Source organism: Phenylobacterium sp. (assembly GCF_965229015.1).
Taxonomy (GTDB): domain Bacteria; phylum Pseudomonadota; class Alphaproteobacteria; order Caulobacterales; family Caulobacteraceae; genus Phenylobacterium.
Window position 1 is genome coordinate 1635653 of the sequence record NZ_CBDDIM010000001.1, and the last position, 15546, is coordinate 1651198.

12 protein-coding genes are annotated in these 15546 nt (G+C 69.3%); 7 read left to right on the plus strand and 5 right to left on the minus strand.

Features of this window, described 5'->3' with window-relative positions; all coding sequences use genetic code 11:
* Positions 1–73 precede the first annotated feature (73 nt).
* Positions 74–1219, plus strand: coding sequence for an MFS transporter (locus ACO06I_RS08175; RefSeq protein WP_421932081.1), 1146 nt, complete (start codon positions 74–76; stop codon positions 1217–1219).
* 143 nt (positions 1220–1362) lie between these two features.
* On the opposite strand, the gene ACO06I_RS08180 is transcribed toward ACO06I_RS08175, so the two are convergent.
* Entirely contained in the window at positions 1363–2940 is a 1578-nt protein-coding gene (locus ACO06I_RS08180) for an ABC-F family ATP-binding cassette domain-containing protein (RefSeq protein WP_421932082.1), read from the minus strand.
* A gap of 177 nt (positions 2941–3117) precedes the next feature.
* On the opposite strand from ACO06I_RS08180, the gene ACO06I_RS08185 reads away from it, so the two are divergent.
* The 3 genes from ACO06I_RS08185 to ACO06I_RS08195 are packed head-to-tail and all read left to right on the plus strand — an operon-like array spanning position 3118 to position 5564.
* On the plus strand, positions 3118–3801 hold the full coding sequence (locus ACO06I_RS08185) for a 2OG-Fe(II) oxygenase (RefSeq protein WP_421932083.1): 684 nt from the start codon (positions 3118–3120) through the stop codon (positions 3799–3801).
* A gap of 15 nt (positions 3802–3816) precedes the next feature.
* Positions 3817–4287, plus strand: coding sequence for a DUF1203 domain-containing protein (locus ACO06I_RS08190; RefSeq protein WP_421932084.1), 471 nt, complete (start codon positions 3817–3819; stop codon positions 4285–4287).
* Between the two features lie 59 nt (positions 4288–4346).
* Positions 4347–5564, plus strand: a complete 1218-nt coding sequence (locus ACO06I_RS08195; RefSeq protein ID WP_421932085.1) for a dipeptidase — start codon at positions 4347–4349, stop codon at positions 5562–5564.
* Here ACO06I_RS08195 and ACO06I_RS08200 read toward each other — a convergent pair.
* Both ACO06I_RS08200 and ACO06I_RS08205 read right to left on the minus strand, forming a co-directional pair.
* Positions 5561–6817, minus strand: a complete 1257-nt coding sequence (locus ACO06I_RS08200; protein ID WP_421932086.1) for an acyl-CoA dehydrogenase — start codon at positions 6815–6817, stop codon at positions 5561–5563. The two genes, ACO06I_RS08195 and ACO06I_RS08200, sit on opposite strands and share 4 nt — an antisense overlap.
* Before the next feature lie 12 nt (positions 6818–6829).
* A complete protein-coding gene (locus ACO06I_RS08205) occupies positions 6830–7954 on the minus strand; it encodes an acyl-CoA dehydrogenase family protein (protein WP_421932087.1) in 1125 nt (374 codons plus the stop codon).
* 194 nt (positions 7955–8148) lie between these two features.
* On the opposite strand from ACO06I_RS08205, the gene ACO06I_RS08210 reads away from it, so the two are divergent.
* Positions 8149–8958, plus strand: a complete 810-nt coding sequence (locus tag ACO06I_RS08210) for an enoyl-CoA hydratase/isomerase family protein (RefSeq protein ID WP_421932088.1) — start codon at positions 8149–8151, stop codon at positions 8956–8958.
* On the opposite strand, the gene ACO06I_RS08215 is transcribed toward ACO06I_RS08210, so the two are convergent.
* Entirely contained in the window at positions 8955–10793 is a 1839-nt protein-coding gene (locus tag ACO06I_RS08215) for a DUF885 domain-containing protein (RefSeq protein ID WP_421932089.1), read from the minus strand. The genes ACO06I_RS08210 and ACO06I_RS08215 overlap by 4 nt on opposite strands.
* Before the next feature lie 287 nt (positions 10794–11080).
* On the opposite strand from ACO06I_RS08215, the gene uvrA reads away from it, so the two are divergent.
* Positions 11081–13981: an excinuclease ABC subunit UvrA gene (gene uvrA, locus ACO06I_RS08220; RefSeq protein ID WP_421932090.1), complete on the plus strand. Its 2901-nt coding sequence runs from the start codon at positions 11081–11083 to the stop codon at positions 13979–13981.
* Between the two features lie 87 nt (positions 13982–14068).
* Positions 14069–14680: a glutathione S-transferase family protein gene (locus ACO06I_RS08225; RefSeq protein ID WP_421932091.1), complete on the plus strand. Its 612-nt coding sequence runs from the start codon at positions 14069–14071 to the stop codon at positions 14678–14680.
* 20 nt (positions 14681–14700) lie between these two features.
* On the opposite strand, the gene ACO06I_RS08230 is transcribed toward ACO06I_RS08225, so the two are convergent.
* A complete protein-coding gene (locus ACO06I_RS08230; protein WP_421932092.1) occupies positions 14701–15543 on the minus strand; it encodes a hypothetical protein in 843 nt (280 codons plus the stop codon).
* Positions 15544–15546 lie beyond the last annotated feature (3 nt).

Below are 15546 nucleotides of genomic sequence, written 5' to 3' on the forward strand. Positions count from 1 at the left end.
GGGCTGAACGCCCCCCGCACCCGCCGCGCCACACCGCGCGGCCTGTCCGACTCCTCTCGACCCCCGGTAACCCATGTCATTTTTGCGCAATGACGCGATCAATCGCGTCAACCTGCATTCCGGCGTCCAGGCCCTGGCCCAAGGCGCCGGCAGCATCTTCTTCTTCGTCCTGCTGCTGAAGGCCGGCGTCTCGGTCCCCCACGCCCTGCTGGCCCAGGCGGCCATCGTCACCGGCCGCTTCGCCCTGCGGCCCCTCATGCTGCCGCTCGCCATCCGGTTCGGGCTCAAGCCCCTGCTGATCGCGGGCACGCTCATGCTCGCCCTGCGCTTCCCCCTGCTGGCGGAGGTCCATGGGATCGACTTGGCCCTCATCGCCCTGCTGGCCGTCACGGCGGTGGCGGAGCTCTGCTACTGGCTGACCTACAACACCTACTTCGCCATGCTGGGGGACGACGAGCATCGCGGCCACCAGGTCGCGGCGCGGGAGGCCTTCATCGCCGTGCTCAGCATCGCCTCGCCCCTGCTGGGGACCTGGGCCCTGCTGACCCTGGGGCCGCGCTGGGCCTTCGCGGGGGTGGCGGTGGTCCAGGCCCTGGCCGCCCTGCCCCTGCTGGGCCTGCCCAATATGAGCGTCGTCCCCCATGCGCCGGGCGCCCTGCGCGCCGCGCGGCTGGCCTTCGCCCTGCTGGTGATCGATGGCTGGTTCGACGCCTGCTACTTCTTCGTCTGGGAGATCGCCCTCTTTCTCACCCTCGGCGAGAGCATCGCGGCCTATGGCGGGGCCATGGCGCTGGCTGGCTTGGTCGGCGCCTGCTTCGGCCTCTGGGTCGGCCGCCATGTGGACGGCGGGGGCGGACGGCGGACCGTGCTGATCGCCTATTCCGTGGCCGTGGCGATCGTCATCCTGCGCGCCGGCAGCCTGCCCACCCCCTGGCTGGCGGTCATCGCCCACGCCCTGGGCGCCGTGCTCATGCCTCTGCTGCTGCCGCCCCTGGGCGCGGCGGCCTATACGCTCGCCAAGGCGTCCCCCTGCCCCTTCCGCTTCCACATGGCGACGGAGGGCGGCTGGGACATCGGCTGCGCGGCGGCGTGCGTGACGGCTGCGGGGCTCGTCAGCCTGGGGGCGCCGATCAGCGTCCCGATCCTCCTGGCCCTGCCGGCCGTGGCGGCGGGATTCGCGCTGCTGTGGGGGTATTTCGGACGGCTGGCGGCGGCTTAAACCCTCTCCCCCCTGGGGGAGAGGGTAGGGTGAGGGGGACTGCTGAGCCGCCACCGTCACTCCGACCGCCGAAAGACCTCCGCTGCGCGGAGGCCCCCTCACCCTGCCCTCTCCCCCTGAAGGGGGCGAGGGTTCACGCGCGTTCACCCCAGGCCCACCTCCCTTTCCACCCCCACCGCCTCGAGGAAATCCCGGTCATGGCTCACCACCAGCAGGGCGCCGTCATAGGCCTGCAGCGCCGCCTCGATGGCCGCCAGCGAATCCAGGTCCAGGTGGTTGCTGGGCTCGTCCAGGATCAGCAGCTGGGGCGGATCGTCGGCGCACAGCACGCAGGCGAGCGCCGCCCGCAGCCGCTCCCCGCCGCTCAGGCTCCCCACCAGCTTGTCGGCGGCCACATTGCGGAACAGGAAGCGGGCGAGCGCCGCGCGGGCGGCGTTGTCGCCCGCCGTCGGGTTGAGCCGGCGGAAGGCGGCGACCAGGGTCTCGTCGTCCCGCAGCATCGCGGTCTTCTGGTCCAGCAGGGCCGCCCGCACCCCCAGGGTCACGCGGCCCGACGCGGGCTGAAGGTCCCCCACCGCCAGCCGGATCAGGGTGGTCTTGCCCGATCCGTTGGGGCCGGTCACCGCCACCCGCTCGGGGCCTGTCATCCGTAGGTCGAAGGCCAGCGTCCGCCCGCCGGGATGGGCGAAGGTCACGTCCTCGAAGGCCAGCACCCCCTTCCCCGCCGCCAGCCCCGACGGCGGCAGCTCGAAGGCCAGGCGCCGCAGCCGCTCCACCCGGCCTTGCGCCTCGGCCAGCTCCGCGCCGGCCTGCTCGGCCAGCTTGTCGGCCAGCCGCCCCTCGCGGGCCCCTGAGTTTTCCGCCCGCTCGGCCATGGCGCCCAGCAGGATCTTCGGCGTGCCGCCCCGGTCGGCGAACCGTTGGCCGGCGGCGTCGCGGCGAGCCTTCTTCTCGCGGGCCGCCTGGGCCTCGCGGGCGACCCGGACCACCGTGCGCTCGGCCGTGGCCAACCCTTGCGCGGCCGCGGCCTCCTCGGCCGCCTTGCGCTCCAGATAGAGGTCGTAGTTTCCGCCATAGACCTTGGCGCCCAGGCCCGACAGCTCGACGATCCGGTCCATCTCCCGCAACAGGGCGCGGTCGTGACTGACCACGACCGCCCCGCCCTTCCAGCCGCGCAGCACCTCGGCCACCATGGCGCGCGCCTCGGCGTCGAGATTGTTGGTGGGCTCGTCCAGCAGGATCAGGTCCGGCTCGGAGATCAGCAGCCCGGCCAGGGCCAGCCGCGTCGCCTCGCCCCCGCTGAGCGTGGCGGCCTCGCGGTCCACATGTTGGCCAGCGAGTCCCACCGCCGCCAAGGCCTGCTCGACGCGCGAATCCAGGTCCCACAAGGCGTTGGCGAAGTCGTCCTCGCTACCCCGTGACTCCTCGATGCGCACAAGTCGGTCAATGTCGGCCCGCACGCCCAGCAGGTCGGCGACCGTGGCGCCCAGTGGCGGGCTCATCGCCTGGCGAAGGACCCCGATCTCGCCCCGCACCGTCACCGACCCCGAGGCCGGCGCCAGCTCGCCCGCGATGAGCCGCAGCAGGGTGGTCTTGCCCACCCCGTTGCGCCCCACCAGGCCGGTGCGTTCTGACCCGAAGGCCAGGCTGAGATTGTCGAAAAGGCTTACGCCGTCAGGCGTTGCGTAGGACAGACGCTCGAGAGTCAGATGGGCGGGCATGGGCGACCTTGGAGGCATGGGGGTGGCGGACGAGGCGGTGGTCCGTCGGCATGCGCATGGTCGTCAGGCTCCTTCTGAGGCCTGCGGATATAGGCCCGGGCGCCCCCTGGCGCAATCCGGACCTGTGTTCAAAAGGCCCCCTTGAGCCCGGCCGGCAAAGGCCCGACTTCTCCCTCCATGACCACCGACACGTCCCTCGAGGCCGATCTCGACACCCATGGCTGCGCCGTCCTCCCGGCCCTGCTGACCCCCGCCCAATGCCGCGACCTGGCCGCCCTCTATGGTCAGGAGGAGGGGTTCCGCAGCCGGGTGGTCATGGCCCGCCACGGCTTCGGCAAGGGCGAGTACCGCTACTTCAGCTACCCCCTGCCGGACCCCGTCCAGCACCTGCGCGAGACCCTCTACCCACGCCTCGTCGGCATAGCCAACCGCTGGAACGAGACCCTGGGCGTCGCCGTCCGCTATCCCTCGCGGCACAGTGAGTACCTGGCCCGTTGCCACGCCGCCGGCCAGGTCCGCCCCACCCCGCTGCTGCTGCAGTACGGGGCCGGCGACTACAACTGCCTGCACCAGGACCTCTATGGCGAGCACGTCTTCCCCCTGCAGGTGGCCATCCTGCTGTCGGCCCCCGGCGAGGATTTCACCGGCGGCGAATTTGTCCTGACCGAACAACGGCCTCGCATGCAGTCCCGCGCCGAGGTCGTGCCCCTGCGCCAGGGCGACGCCGTGGTCTTCGCCGTCCATCACCGCCCGGTCCAGGGGACCCGCGGCCCCTACCGGGTCACCTTGCGCCACGGCGTCAGCCGCCTGCGCTCGGGGACCCGCCACACCCTCGGCGTCATCTTCCACGACGCCCTCTGACCTGGAGAAACCCCAATGGCCTTCACGATTTCCGGCCTGCCGCTCGAACCCTTCCAGCCCCTCTTCGGCCTCTCCGACGCCGAGCTGGCCCGGCGACAGATCGTCCGCATGACCGCCGACGCGCCCATCGGTTTCCCCTGCCGCATCCTGCTGGCCGACGCCGCCCCCGGCGACACCCTGCTGCTGCTGAACTACGAGCACCAGCCGGCCGCCACCCCCTACCGCAGCCAGCACGCCATCTTCGTCAACGAGGCCGCCACAGCCCCCGCCCGCTTCGTCGACGAGGTCCCGCCGGTGCTCACCGTGCGCAAGGCCATCTCGCTGCGCGCCTTCGACGAGGCTGGCATGATGCTCGACGCCGACGTGGTCCCGGGGCCCGAGGTGGAGGGCCTGATCCTGCGGCTGTTCGAAAACACGCAGGCGGCCTACCTGCACGCCCACAATGCGGGCCGCGGCTGCTTCGCCGCCCGCATCGACCGCAGCTGAGGCTTGCGCCGACGCCGGGATCGGCGACACCCTCTCGCCTTCAGTTGGGGAGAGACGCCTTGCACCGTTTGACCGTTCCGCTCGCGATCCTGTGGGCCTCCTGCGCCCTGCCCGCCCTGGCGGCCAATCCCGCGGCGGAGGCCCATAAGGCGGCCATCGTGCTGGACACCCACTTCGACACCCCGGCCAACTTCCATCGCGCCGGCTGGGACATCATGGACCGCCACTCGGTCGACGCCGACGGCAGCCAGGTGGACTATCCGCGCATGGTGGACGGCGGGGTCGACGGCGGCTTCTTCGCCATCTTCACCCCGCAGGGTCCGCGCACCCCCGAGGGCGACGCCAAGAGCCGCGACGCGGCCCTGCTGCGGGCCGTGGAGATCCACGAGATGGTGGCCAAGCACGGCGACAAGTTCGCACTCGCCACCAGGGCCGAAGAAGCCGCCCCCACCGTCGCGGCGGGCAAGAAGGTGGTCTTCATGAGCATGGAGAACGGCCAGCCCGTCGAGGCCGATCTCACCCTGATGCTGACCTTCTACAATCTCGGCGTCCGCATGATGGGCCCGGTCCACTTCCTCAACAACGACCTGGCCGACTCCTCCACCGACCCCAAGGGCAAGGTGTGGAATGGCCTGAGCCCCAAGGGAAAAGCCTTCGTCGCCGAGGCCAACCGCCTGGGGATCGTGCTGGACGCCAGCCATGCCTCCGACGACGTGCTGGACCAGATGCTGGAGCTGTCGACGGCCCCGATCATCCTCTCACACTCAGGCCTGAAGGCGATCTTCGACAACCCCCGCAACATCGACGACGCCCGGCTCAAGGCGCTGGCCGCCAAGGGCGGGGTCATCCAGATCAACGCCTTCTCCAACTACATGGTCCCCACCCCCAAGATCCCCGAGCGGGACGCGGCCCTGGCCGAGCTGATGAAGTCCGTCGGTTCGACCGGCCGCGACATGACCCCGGCCCAGCGCAAGGCCTTCCTGGACGGCAAGAAGGCCATCGACGCCAAGTGGCCGGTCCCCCGCGCCAATCTCGACGACTTCATGAAGCACATGCTGCACGCCATCGAGGTGGCCGGCGTCGACCATGTGGGGGTCTCCGGCGACTTCGACGGCGGCGGCGGCATCGAGGGGCTGGAGGATGTCACCGACTATCCGGCCATCAGCGCCCGCCTGATGGCGGCGGGCTACAGCAAGGAGGACGTCGCCAAGATCTGGGGCGGCAACGCCCTGCGGGTCCTCAAGGCCGCCGCCGACCTGCGAACCGCCAAGCCCTAGCGCTTCCCGCTGGTGGGGATGTCCTTGAAGGGCACGTCCTTGTCGACCCGTATGTCGCCCGGCAGGCCCAGCACCCGCTCGGCGATGATGTTGCGCAGGATTTCGTCGGTGCCGCCCTCGACGCGGGTGGCCGGCGAGCGCAGCAGCATGGCCTGGAACTTCTGGGCCGCCTCGGCATGGCGCGGATCGTTGATGACGCCGGTCTCCCCCTGCAGGTCCAGGGCGAACATGGCCAGCTCCTGCATCGAGGCCCCGGCCACCAGCTTGCCGATGGAGTTCTCCGGTCCGGGGGTCTCTCCCTTGGACAGCGCGCTGATCGCCCGCATGCCGGTGTACTTGAGCCCCGAAGCCTTGACCGCGTACTGAGCCAGGCGCGAGCGGACCATGGCGTTGTCCACCGCCGGGCCGTCCTCGGTCTCCAGGTTCAGGCAATAGTCGAACAGCTCCGGGAAGCCGGTGGGCATGCCCGAGCCGATGGACAGCCGCTCGTTCATCAGGGTGGTGAGCGACACCGTCCAGCCCTGGCCCACCGCGCCGAGGCGCTGGGCGTCGGGGATGCGGACGTCGGTGAAGAACACCTCGTTGAAGCCCGACTGGCCGTTGGCCTGCTTGATCGGCCGAATCTCGACGCCCGGGGACTTCATGCTCAGCCAGAACATGGTCAGCCCCTTGTGCTTGGGCACGTCGGGGTCGGTGCGGGTGATCAGGATGCCGTAGTCCGAATTCTGGGCGCCGCTCGTCCAGATCTTCTGGCCCCGGATGATCCAGTCGCCGGAGCCGTCGTCGGCCCGCTCCGCGCGGGTCCGCAGGCCCGCCAGGTCCGAGCCGCCGGCCGGTTCGGAGAACAGCTGGCACCAGACCTCCTCGCCCGAGGCGAGCGGCGGCAGCAGCTTGCGCTTCTGCTCCTCGCTGGCCCAGGCCATCAAGGTCGGACCGCACATGCCGTGGCCGATGATGAACAGGCCGCCGAGCGAACCGTAGACCCCCTCCTCCTGGCCCCAGATCACCCGCTCGATGGGGGTCGCGCCGCGGCCGCCATACTCCTTGGGCCAGTGCAGGCAGGCCCAGCCGGCCTCGGCCTTCTTCTTCTGCCAGGCCTTGGCCAGAGCGATGGGATCGCCGCTGGTGAGGCCCGAATTGCCGAAGGTGGCCTGCTTGAGTTCGGCCTCCAGCTCCTTGGGGGCGTTGGCGTCGATCCAGGCGCGGACCTCTGCGCGGAAGGCGGCTTCCTGGGGGGTGTCGTCGAAGTTCATGTCAGGTCCTCCTCAGGCGGCCGCAGGCGCGTCGTTGCGTCGGCGCAGGCGTTCGATCAGCAGGTCTTCCCAGGTGGTCTGGGAGCCGAGGGCCACCGCCAGGGCGTTGGCGCGGCGGTAGAACAGGTGACAGTCGAAGGCCCAGGTGAACCCCATGCCGCCGTGCACCTGGATGTTGTTCTTGGCGCAGTGCTGGTAGGCCTGGGTGGCCGAGACCCGCGCCGTGGCCGCAGCCACCGGCAGCTCAGGCGAGTCCGTCGAGAGCGCCCAGGCCCCGTAATAGGCGTTGGAGCGGGCCAGCGTCGCCGAGACGTACATATCGGCCAGCATGTGCTTGATGGCCTGGAAGGAGCCGATCTGGCGGCCGAAGGCCATGCGCTCGAGGGCGTAGTCGCGGGCCATCTCCAGAGCGCGGTCGGAGCCCCCCACCTGCTCGAAGGCCATCAGCACGGCCGCGCGGTCCAGCAGGTCGGAGACCAGTCGCCAGCCCTGCCCCGCCTCGCCCAGCAATTCGGCCGGGGCCTGATCGAAGACGATGCGCGCCTGGCTGCGCGTCGGGTCGATGGTCTCCAGGGTCTCGCGCGTGACTCCCGGCCCTCCCAGGTCCACCAGGTAGAGCGACATGCCCTTCCCGTCGCGGGCCACCACCACGGCGACATCGGCCACATCGCCGTCGGCCACCGGGATCTTGGTCCCCGAGAGCTTGCCGCCCGTCACCTGGGCCTTGATCGAGCGCTCGGTCACCCGGCCAACCCCTTCGCCCAAGGCCAGGGCGCCGACAACCGCGCCCGAGGCCAGCTTCGGCAACCAGGCGGTCTTCTGCGCCTCCGTCCCCCACAGCATCAGGGCTTCGACCGCCAGGTAGATGGAGGAGGCCATGGGGACCGGCGCATTGGCCCGCCCCAGCTCCTCGGCGATCACACAGAGTTCCAGATGTCCCAGGCCGACGCCGCCATAGGCCTCCGGGATCGCCGCGCCGAGGAAGCCCATCTCGCCAAGCCCCTTCCACAGGGCCCGGTCATAGGGCTCCGGCCCCTCCAGGATGGCGCGCACCGCGGCCGGCGAGCAGCGGTCGGCGAGGAACTTCCGCGCCTCGTCGCGAAGCTGCTTCTGTTCGTCGGAAAAATCGAAGTTCACCTGAACGCCTCCCTGTCGCGTCTCTTGCCGTCACGCTGCGCGGGGTCCCGCTGGGTCAGTCAAAGCCCGGCTTGCCTGACGTAGGGATGGGGCGTTCAGCTTGGTCTCCAGGGAGACGCGCAGCAAGCTGAGCCGCAGGGCGAAGATGCGCGCGGGGCGATCTCGCCCGTGAACGGCGGACAGACGAGACAAGCATGACCTACGAGCATCTGGACCTGCGCACCGACGGCGACGTCATCTGGGCCACCATGAACCGGCCCGAGCGGCTCAACGCCCTGAACCGCAAGCTGGTGGAGGAGTTGCGCGACTTCTTCGTCGGCCTCTACTGGCGCCGCGACGTCCGCGTGGTGGTGCTGTGCGGGGCGGGCGGGGCCTTCTGCGCCGGCCTGGACCTCAAGGAGCGCTCCGGGTCCAACGACGGGGCGACGCGCTCGGTGGGCGCCGGCCTGACCGGCCAGCGGCAGATCAGCGAGATCGTCATCGCCATGCGTCGCTGCCCGCAGCCGATCATCGCCTGCGTCGACGGGGCGGCCAGCGGCGGCGGCTTCGCCCTGGCCTTGGCCTCCGACGTCCGCATCGCCACCCCGCGCACCCGGATGAACGCCGCCTTCATCCGCATCGGGCTCTCGGCCTGCGATATCGGAGTCAGCTACTTCCTGCCGCGCATGGTGGGGAGTTCGGTGGCCGCCGAGTTCATGCTGACGGGCCGCTTCATCGACGCCGAGCGCGCCCGCGAACTCGGCCTGGTCAGCCGCGTGGTGGCGCCCGAGGCCCTTGAGCCGGAAGCCGAGGCCTTCGCCCGGAACATGCTCAACGCCACGCCGCTGGGCCTGCGCCTGACGAAGGAGGCGCTCAACCACGCCATCGACGCGAACGGCCTGGAGGCGGTGATCGCCATGGAGGACCGCAACCAGATTCTCTGCGCCCAGGACGACGACTTCGGCGAGGGCGTCCGCGCCTTCCTGGAAAAGCGCCCGCCAGTCTACGCCAAGCGGGAGGGCTAGGCCTTCCCGCCCCGGGCGATCAGGGCCTCGACCTGGCCGGCCAGCACGCTCATCGGCACGGCCCCGGTTTTCACCACCGTGTCGTTGAAGCCGCGAATGTCGAACTTCGGACCCAGCGCGGTTCGCGCATGGTCGCGCAGGCGGTTGATCTCGTTGTGCCCGACCTTGTAGCCGCAGGCCTGGCCCGGGGTTGAGATATAGCGGTCGATCTCGCTGGTCATGGAGGCCCGGGTGCGGCCCGACTCCCTGACCGCCCAGTCGATGGCCTGGTCACGGGTCCAGCGCTTGGCGTGCAGGCCGGTGTCCACCACCAGGCGGATGGCGCGGAACCGCTGGCCCTGCAGGTAGCCGAGCTGGCCGGCCCAGTCGTCCTTGTACATGCCCATCTCGTCACCGAGCTGCTCGGCATAGAGGGCCCAGCCCTCGACATAGGCGTTGAAGCCGCCCAGCAGGTTGCGGATCAGCGGCAGCTGGCCGGTCTCGGTGAGATAGGCGCCCTGCCAGGCGTGACCCGGGATCGCCTCGTGGGCGGTCAGGGTCGGCAGGGTGAACCTGGGCCAGTTCTTCGTGGTCTTGAGGTTCACATAGTAGATCGAGGGCCGGGCCCCATCCAGGGAGCCGAAGTTCATATAGCCCTGCCCCGCGCCGTCCTGGATCTCCACCGGCACCCGCTTCACCAGCACCGGCGCCTTGAGCTTCAGGTTGAACTGGCCGGCCAGGCGCGGCCTCATGTCGGCGATCAGGCTGTCGAGATAGGCCAGGATCTGGGCGCGGCCGGCGTCGGTGTCGGGGAACTGGAACCGGGGGTCGTCGCCGAGCGCGATCATCCGCTCGCCCACCGAGCCCTGGGTCAGGCCGTTGGCCTTCAGCACGCCGTCCATGCGCGCCTCGATGGCCTTGTTCTGGACCAGGCCGAGCTCGTGGATCTCACCCGCGCTGAGCTCGGTGTTGGTGCCCTGGCGCAGCATCCAGGCGTAGTAGGCCTCGCCGTCCGGCAGCCGCCACACGCCCGCGTCCGAACCGGCCTTGGCCGCGGCGGCCCTCAGGGCGGCCTGCTGGCGCGCCAGGGCCGGATAGATGTCGCCCTCGACGATCTTGGTGGCCTGGCCGGCATAGTCCCCGGCGATCCCCTTGGCCTTGGCCCGTCCCGCGACCGAGGTGACATAGCGCGAGGCCGCCGCCTGCGTGGCCAGGGCGTTGGTCATCTGGCCGATGGCGTTGGCCAGGATGAAGTCGGGCGCGATCACCCCGTGACCGGCGTCGCGCGTGACCCGCGCGGTCTCCTGGTCGAGCTGGACGGCCAGGGCGCGGAGCCGGTCGACATAGGCGTCGGCGTCGGCCTTGGTCTCGATCTGGTGCTGGCTGTCGAGGAACTCGGCGGCCGAGACATAGGCGCCGTTCTGCTGGTTGACCACATAGGGGGTGGCGGACTCGGCCATGGCCGACAGCAGGGTGTTGTCGCCGTAGTCGAACTTGCCGCCGTCACGGCCGAGCTCCAGGGCGTAGAGGGCGACGGCCTTGTTGATCTGGCCCAGTTCGCCGAGGCCCGCGTCGGGGATCGCCTTCAGGGCGGTGATCTGCTCGCCGCACATGGCCGCCATGGAGGTGACGCTGGCCCAGGACCGATCGGCCAGCTTCGACTTCAGTCCGGCCCGCGCGCCCTTGTCGACGCCCCAGCTGGTGGCGGCCTCCGGCTGACGGCGCAGGATATCCTCGGCCAGACCGTCCAGGCGCGTCGTCAGGGCGGCGTCGGCGGACGCGGCCAGCGCCGGCGTGGCGGCGGCGAGGCCGGCGCCGGCGCCGGCGAGCAGGAGTTGGCGGCGATCGAGGCTCATGGGGGGATCCGGCGAAGGTGGAGATTCGAGCGGACCCTAGGAGCAGGGCCCGGCCTGGCCCAATTAACAGACTGTAACCTGTTACATCGCGTCCAGCCGAAAACGCTGCTGACAGTTTTGGACGCTGGGGGCGTTAGACTGTTCGGACGGCCACGGCGCGTGGGGTCGGGAATGGGCGTCCCTGCGACGTTTGTTCTCCGATTGTTCCCATGTTATCCGTGAGTCCGTTCACTACATTAAACGGTCCCGTCGAGACCCTCGGCGGGTGAAGAGCGTTTCAGGACAAGATGGCCGAACAGCTGAACTTCATCCGCGTGCGCGGCGCGCGGGAGCACAATCTGAAGAACGTCAACGTGGACATCCCGCGCGGCGAGCTCGTGGTGCTGACCGGGCTGTCGGGGTCGGGCAAGAGCTCGCTCGCCTTCGACACCATCTATGCCGAGGGCCAGCGCCGCTATGTCGAGAGCCTCTCGGCCTATGCGCGCCAGTTCCTGGAGCTGATGTCCAAGCCCGACGTGGACCTGATCGAGGGCCTGTCGCCAGCCATCTCCATCGAGCAGAAGACCACCAGCCGCAATCCGCGCTCCACCGTCGGCACGGTCACCGAGATCCACGACTATATGCGCCTGCTGTGGGCCCGGGTCGGCGTGCCCTATTCGCCCGCCACCGGCCTGCCCATCGAGAGCCAGACCGTCTCCATGATGGTCGACAAGCTCGTCGCCCTGCCCGAGGGCGAGCGCCTCTACCTGCTGGCCCCCGTGGTGCGCGGCCGCAAGGGTGAGTACCGCAAGGAGATCGCCGAGTGGCAGCGGGCCGGCTTCCAGCGGCTGAAGATCGACGGCGAGTTCTTCCCCATCGAGGACGCCCCGGTCCTGGACAAGAAGTTCAAGCACGACATCGACGTCGTGGTGGACCGGCTGGTGACCAAGGCCGGTCTCGAGGGCCGCTACGCCGACAGCCTGGAGACCGCGCTCAAGCTCGCCGACGGCATCGCCGTGGCCGAGTGGGCCGACAAGGCAGAGGGCGAGGCCGAGCCCAGGCGCCTGCTGTTCTCCGAGAAGTTCGCCTGCCCGGTCTCCGGCTTCACCATCAGCGAGATCGAGCCGCGGCTGTTCTCCTTCAACAACCCCTATGGCGCCTGTCCGGTCTGCGACGGCCTGGGGATGAAGCTCGCCTTCGACGCCGACATGGTGGTCCCCGACAAGGACAAGTCCCTGCACAAGGGGGCCGTGGCCCCGTGGTCCAAGGGACCCTCGCCACTCTACACCCAGACCCTGCAGGCCCTGGCCCGCCACTACGGGTTCTCGATGGACGACCCCTGGTGGAAGCTGCCGGAGCAGGCGCGCCAGGTGGTCCTCTACGGATCGGGCGCCGACAAGATCAAGTTCGTCTATGACGACAACGCGCGGAAGTACGAGGTCAACAAGACCTTCGAGGGCGTGCTGCCGAACCTGGAGCGCCGCTGGCGGGAGACCGACAGCTCCTGGGTGCGCGAGGAGCTGGGCCGCTATCAGTCGGAGACGCCCTGCGAGGCCTGCGAGGGCTATCGCCTGAAGCCCGAGAGCCTGGCGGTGAAGATCGCCGGCCAGCATGTGGGCGAGGTCTCGCGCCTGTCGATCCGCCACGCCGAGGAATGGTTCACCGGCCTGGAGACCAGCCTCACCGACAAGCAGATGGAAATCGCCCGCCGGATCCTGAAGGAGATCAATGATCGCCTGCGGTTCCTGGTGAACGTCGGCCTGGACTACCTCAATCTCAGCCGCGCCTCGGGCACGCTCTCCGGCGGCGAGAGCCAGCGCATCCGCCTGGCCAGCCAGATCGGCTCAGGCCTGACCGGCGTGCTCTATGTGCTGGACGAACCGTCCATCGGCCTGCACCAGCGCGACAACACCCGCCTGCTCACCAGCCTCAAGGGCCTGCGCGACCTCGGCAATTCCGTCCTGGTGGTGGAGCACGACGAGGAGGCGATCCTGACGGCCGACTATGTCATCGACATGGGACCGGCCGCCGGCGTGCACGGCGGGGAGATCATCGCCGAGGGCACCGCCGCCCAGGTGATGGCCAACCCCAACAGCATCACCGGCCAGTACCTGTCGGGCGCCCGCGAGATCGCCGTGCCGCAGGACCGCCGCCCGATCTCCAAGAAGAAGGTGCTGCGCGTCATCGGCGCCACCGGCAACAACCTGAAGAACGTCACCGCCGAGATCCCGGCCGGCACCTTCACCTGCATCACCGGCGTCTCGGGCGGGGGCAAGTCCACCTTCACCATCGAGACCCTCTACAAGGCCGCCGCCCGGCGGCTGCACAACGCCTCCGACGTGCCCGCCCCCCACGAGAAGATCGAGGGGCTGGAGATGTTCGACAAGGTGATCGACATCGACCAGAGCCCGATCGGCCGCACCCCGCGCTCCAACCCGGCCACCTATACCGGCGCCTTCCAGCCGATCCGCGACTGGTTCGCCGGCCTGCCGGAGTCCAAGGCCCGCGGCTACGGACCCGGCCGGTTCAGCTTCAACGTCAAGGGCGGCCGCTGCGAGGCCTGCCAGGGCGACGGGCTGATCAAGATCGAGATGCACTTCCTGCCCGACGTCTACGTCACCTGCGACGTCTGCCACGGCAAGCGCTACAACCGCGAGACCCTGGAGGTGCTGTTCAAGGGCAAGTCGATCTCCGAGGTCCTGGACATGACCGTCGAGGAGGCCGCCGACTTCTTCAAGGCGGTGCCGCCGGTGCGCGACAAGATGGACACCCTCAAGCGCGTGGGCCTGGGCTATGTCCAGGTCGGCCAGTCGGCCACCACGCTCTCGGGCGGCGAGGCCCAGCGGGTGAAGCTCTCCAAGGAGCTGTCGCGCAAGGCCACCGGCAAGACCCTCTACATCCTCGACGAGCCCACCACGGGCCTCCACTTCGAGGACGTGAAGAAGCTGCTGGAGGTGCTCCACGAACTGGCCGACCAGGGCAACACCGTCGTCGTCATCGAGCACAATCTCGACGTCGTGAAGACCGCCGACTGGATCGTCGACTTCGGCCCCGAGGGCGGCGACGGCGGCGGCGAGATCGTCGCCCAGGGCACGCCGGAACAGGTGGCCGCCAGCTCCAAGAGCTGGACCGGACGCTACCTGGCCGACCTGCTAAAGCGCCACGAGGATCGCCGCAAGGACCGCGTGAAGAAGCTGGTCAACGCCTAGCTTCCCTTGGGGGAAGAGAGCCTCTTCCCCCAAACAATTGTTTGAAATAGCGTCGTTCCATTCGTTTAAGACTTTGGAGTCGACCCTATGAAGCTGTACGGCGCGCCGAACCCGGCCCCCAATCCCCGCCGCGTGCGCATCTTCCTGGCCGAGAAGGGCATCGACCTGCCCGAGACGCCGGTCAACATGATGAAGCGCGAGCACAAGAGCCCGGAATTCCGCGCCAAGAACTCCATGGGTCAGCTCCCCACCCTGGAGCTGGACGACGGGACCACCATCTCCGAGACCGTGGCCATCTGCCGCTACTTCGAGGAAATCCATCCCGAGCCGCCGATGTTCGGGACCACGGCGGTGGAGAAGGCCCTGGTGGACCAGTGGATCCGCCGCATCGAGTTCACGGTGATGATGCCGGTGGGCCAGTTCTGGCGCCACGCCCACCCGCGCACGGCGGCCCTGCTGACCCAGTTCAAGGACTTCGGGGAGTCGAACCAGGAGATCTACAAGGGCGCGCAGAAGTACATGAACCGCGAGCTTGAGGGCCGCCAGTTCGTCACCGGCGACACCTACACCATGGCCGACATCTGCCTGCTCTCGACGATCGACTTCGCCACCTGGATCGGCCTGCCCCTGGAGGCGGAATTCACCCACCTGACGGCCTGGCACGACCGCGTCAGCGCGCGGCCCAGCGCCAACGTCTGACGCAGCGGCGCTTCGTGGGTTCAGCCCCGCGGAGCGCCGGTCAGTTCCCGATAGGCCTCGGCCAGGGGCGAATAGATCATCACCACCTGCAGGATCGGCAGCAGCAGCTGGACGATCAGGGTGGCGACGAAGGCCACGATGGCCAGGGGGGCGAGATTGGCCGGATTGGCGATGGCCTCCTGGCCCCCCGCCAGGGCCACGGTGGCGGCGCTGATGATGCTGAACAGCAGCCAGACCATCACATAGAAGATGATGGCCAGGATGGTCATGCCAAACAGGCTCCAGAAGTGGCCCTTGGTCAGACGCCAGGAATCGACGATGGCGATGCGGTGCTCGGCGAAGGTCATGGGGGTGGCCAGCAGCAGCCGGACCCCGGCCCAGATCATCCCGACGGCCAGCGCCAGGCTCACCAGCACCCCGAGCGGGCCGGCGACCGCGGTGACGGTGTAGGTCAGGACCAGGAACAGCAGGCCGACCGTGAACAGGGCCAGGTTGACGATGGTCAGGCGCAGCTCGTCGGCGCCCAGCCGCAGGTGGGCCAGGCCCTTCTCCGAGGGCCGCAGGGCCAGGCGGTAGATGCCGCCCATCAGGACCGACATCAGGGCGATGGAGATGACGATCACCAGCAGGAAAGAGAACTTGTGCTTCTGCAGCATCGCGCCGTAGGCGCTGGCGTCGCCGGACTCCAGGCCGCCCTTCTGCACGAACTTGATGAAGTCGGGGCCCAGCGCGCTGAGCATGATCATCGCGATGACCATGATGCCGACGAAGTAGACCAGGCTCCAGACCAGGATCGTCCCTGGCCGCTCGCGGGTAATTCTGAAGCCTTCCAGCGCCGACTCGCTCGGCGAAAACTTGGTCATGTC